This is a genomic window from Streptomyces synnematoformans (genome assembly GCF_039531005.1).
GTDB classification, from domain to species: Bacteria; Actinomycetota; Actinomycetes; order Streptomycetales; family Streptomycetaceae; genus Streptomyces; species Streptomyces synnematoformans.
Window position 1 is genome coordinate 1 of the sequence record NZ_BAAAPF010000481.1, and the last position, 3,561, is coordinate 3,561.

The 3,561-nt window shown below is 77.4% G+C and carries 3 protein-coding genes; 2 read left to right on the forward strand and 1 reads right to left on the reverse strand.

Features of this window, described 5'->3' with window-relative positions; translation table 11 throughout:
• Window positions 1-22 precede the first annotated feature (22 nt).
• A complete protein-coding gene (locus tag ABD317_RS34740) occupies window positions 23-1,249 on the reverse strand; it encodes a PP2C family protein-serine/threonine phosphatase (RefSeq protein WP_344295546.1) in 1,227 nt (408 codons plus the stop codon).
• Window positions 1,250-1,528: 279 nt separating this feature from the next.
• Between ABD317_RS34740 and ABD317_RS34745 the strand changes: the two genes are divergently transcribed.
• Together ABD317_RS34745 and ABD317_RS34750 are read left to right on the forward strand one after the other, a co-directional pair.
• On the forward strand, window positions 1,529-2,482 hold the full coding sequence (locus tag ABD317_RS34745; RefSeq protein ID WP_344295549.1) for a hypothetical protein: 954 nt from the start codon (window positions 1,529-1,531) through the stop codon (window positions 2,480-2,482).
• Window positions 2,482-3,561 (forward strand): serine/threonine-protein kinase (locus tag ABD317_RS34750; RefSeq protein ID WP_344295552.1); only part of this gene is annotated, 1,080 nt, incomplete at its 3' end. The genes ABD317_RS34745 and ABD317_RS34750, both read left to right, overlap by 1 nt.

The window sequence follows — 3,561 nt, forward strand, 5'->3', positions numbered from 1 at the left end:
CCGGGGTGCCGCGGCTGCCGGCTCAGCGGGGCGGGACGGCGCCGGCAGAGGACGAGCGATCACCCGGCGGCGCGTAGCGCAGCAGGACGAGCGCGGAGTCGTCGTCGAGTGCCCCGCCGCTGTAGGCGCGCATGTCGGCGCCGAGTGCCGCGAGCACGTCCACGGGCGGGTCGCCGGCGGGGCCGGGGCAGGCGGCGTAGCGCGGGACCAGGGGGTAGAACTCCCCGGCGGCGTTGCGGGCCTCCAGGGCGCCGTCGGTGACGAGGAGCAGTTCGTCGCCCGGGGCGAGGACCAACTCGGTGGTCGGTGCCCCGGCGGCGCCGGGTGCGGCGGCGAGCGGGTCGACGGCGGGGTCGGTGGCGGAGGCGACGGCGCGGGCGCCGCCGGGGCCGTCGCCGTCGTCCGCCGCGGCCTCGCCGGCTGCCCGGGAGGTGCGGTCCCGCTCGGGCGGCCGGGCCAGCCCGAGGCCCAGCGGAGGGTGGGACGCGATCGGCGCCTCGCGCACCTCCCCCGCGGCGGTGCGCACCAGGGGCGGCGGATGCCCGAAGGACAGCAGGGTGCACCGGCCCTCCCGGGTGGCCTCCACCAGCAGGACCGTCACGAAGTCCTCCGGCCCCGCCTCGCGCAGCACGCTCTGCTCCATCCGGCGGGCGATCCGGGACAGATCCCGCTCGTCGTACGCGACGGCCCGGAAGACGCCGAGCGCCCTGCCGCTGATGCGCACGGCGGGCAGCCCCTTGCCGCGGACGTCGCCGATCACGGCGCGCACGCCCGAGCCGGTGTCCACGACGTCGTACAGGTCGCCGCCGACCTGCGCGTCGCGCGCGGCGGAGGCGTAGCTGGCGGCGACGGCGAACGGCCCGACGCGGGTGGGCGGCACCGGCAGCAGCGCCCGCTGCGCCACGTCCGCGATCCGCTGCGCCCGCGCGAGCCGCGTCTCGCGGTCGACGCGCACCGCCTGGACGACGAGGCCGAGCCCGGTGGCGCCGACGACGGCGATGAACCGGGCGAGGAACTGGGCGGTGCCGATGTCGTCGTTGTACCAGCTGAGCGCCCCGGCCAGCACCACCCCGAGGACCCCGGCGGCGACGACGGCGGGCCGCCTGCCGTTGACGGCGACCAGCACGGGGATGACGGAGAACAGCGCCCCGAGCGACTGCCCCTTGCTGGTGACGAGGTCGGCGAGCGTGATGACGACGAAGAGCGTGGCCACGAACCACCGGGACGAGACGAACGTGACGGTGGGCATCCCTCCAGCATGCGCGGCGGAAGCCCCGCCGCCGAGACGGCCCGCCGGGACGGTAACCCCTGTGGGGGCGTACGCCGGGGCGGAGGTCGCAGCGTTCCCCCGCGGTCAACGCGCCCGCCCCCGGCCCGCAACGGCGGCGTCACCGCGCCCGGGACCCCTACCGGGCAGCCCTTGTAGAGTTCGCTCGCAGACGGGGTGCCGCTCCGCCGCCCGGCGCGGAACCGCCGGGCGGCGGAGCGGCATCGGTATGGGCGGCCGGGGGAAGACCGGGTGGGGGTTATGACGTACGAAGGACGCGTACGCCGCTGGGGTGTTCCGGCGGTCTTACTCGGCATGCTGTGCGCGGGCGGCGCGACCGCCTGCGAGAGCGGGAGCGAGCCGGAGGGGAAGAAGTCCGCGGGCGCGAGCAGCAGCGCGAGCGCGAACACGCCGGACGGCGGCCCGGCACCGTCGGAGACGCCGAAGCCCGACCCGGAGCGGGTGCCCCGCACCGCGGCGCAGGCGCGCCAGTTGATCGAGGACGTCATCGTCGGGCCGAAGCAGTTCGGTCCGGAGGCGGTGCGGGCGACGCCGTACGAGAGCGACCCCGCGCGCTGGACGGTGCTCGGCGAGAACTGCGCCTGGCAGACGGAGGACCTGCCGGACGACGTGCTGGCCACCCGCACCCGCTACCTGGAGGTGCCCCCGGCGGACGGCAAGGGGTCGATCCGGCTGTCCGCCACGGTGACCGTGCACCGTACGACGCTGGACGCGGCGTGGGAGCAGGCGCGGATGCTGGAGGAGGCGGTCGGCTGCCCGGAGCAGACGCTGCGGGCAGGTGAGCGGCTGACGGGCCTGACGTCGATGGCGCTCGCGCGCGGCGAGGGCGCCAACGAGACCAGCGACGACTCGCTGTCCGAGAGCGGCGAGTGCGTCAGCGACACCCGGGGCGGTCCGTATCCGTACTCGTGGTACCAGTCGACGTTCGGCCCGGTGGTCGTCTCCGTGTCCGCCTGCGGCGGCGAGAAGCGCTCCGCCGAGGAGGTGGGCGACATCACCGTCGAACCCCTGGTCAGGATGATGATCGAGGCCGAGGACAAGATCGCCGTCCCGGATGGCGGCGACGGGGACGGCGGGGACGGGGACGGCGGGGACGGGGACGGCGGCGACGGCGACGGGGACGGAAAAGCCGCCGACCCCGACGGCGCCGCGGGCCGCAGCCCCGCCGCCCCGGGCGGGCAGGGGGGCGCGTGATGGAGCAGCTGCTGCCCTCCGACCCCGCGCACCTGGGCGGGAACCGGCTGCTGGGCCGCCTCGGCGCCGGCGGCATGGGCGTGGTCTACCTCGCCCGCACCGCGGCCGGTGCGCCGGCCGCGGTGAAGGTCATCCAGCCCGAGTACGCGGAACAGCCGGAGTTCCGCGCCCGCTTCCGCCGCGAGGCCGCGTCCGCCCGCCGGGTCCGGAGCCCGTGGGTGGTGCCCGTGCTCGGCGCCGACACCGAGGCCGAGGCGCCGTGGCTGGCGACGGCGTTCGTGCCGGGCCCGTCGCTGGCCGAAGCGGTCACCGGGTGCGGCCCGCTGCCGGACCACGGCGTACGGGTGCTGGGCAAGGTGCTCGCGCGCGCCGTGGCCGCGGTGCACGACGCCGGCCTGGTCCACCGCGACCTCAAGCCCGGCAACGTGCTGCTCGCGCTCGACGGCCCGCGGCTCATCGACTTCGGCATCGCCCGGCCCACGGCGGCCGAGGAGACGCAGCTGACGTCGGACAGCATGGTCGTCGGCACGCCCGGCTTCCTCTCCCCCGAACAGGCGCGGGCGGACGAGGTCGGGCCGGCTAGCGACGTCTTCTCACTGGGGTGCGTGCTGGCGTACGCGGCCACCGGGCGGCCGCCGTTCGGCGCCGGCGCCGTGGACGCGCTGCTGTACCGCACGGTGCACGACGAGCCCGACCTGGGCGGCGTCGCGGACGAGGAGCTGCGGACGCTGCTCGTCCGGTGCCTGGCCAAGGACCCCGACGCGCGGCCCACCGCCGCCGGGGTGGACGAGGCGCTGGCCGGGGAGGCGCCCGGAGGCGACATCGAGTGGCTGCCGGACGCGGTGGTGCGGATGGTCGCCGAGCGGTCGGCGGAGATGCTGCAGCTGCCCGGCGTCGAACCCACCGAGGTCTCGGAGCCGCCCGCCGGCCCCGCGGCCGGCGCCGGGACCGCGGACGACCCTGACGACCCGGACACCGCCGCGCCCGCCGGCGGCACGGACACCACCGTGCCCGGCGGGCCCGCCGGTCCGGGCGGTCCCGGCCGCCGCCGGGTCCTTGCGCTGGCCGGCGGCGGGGCG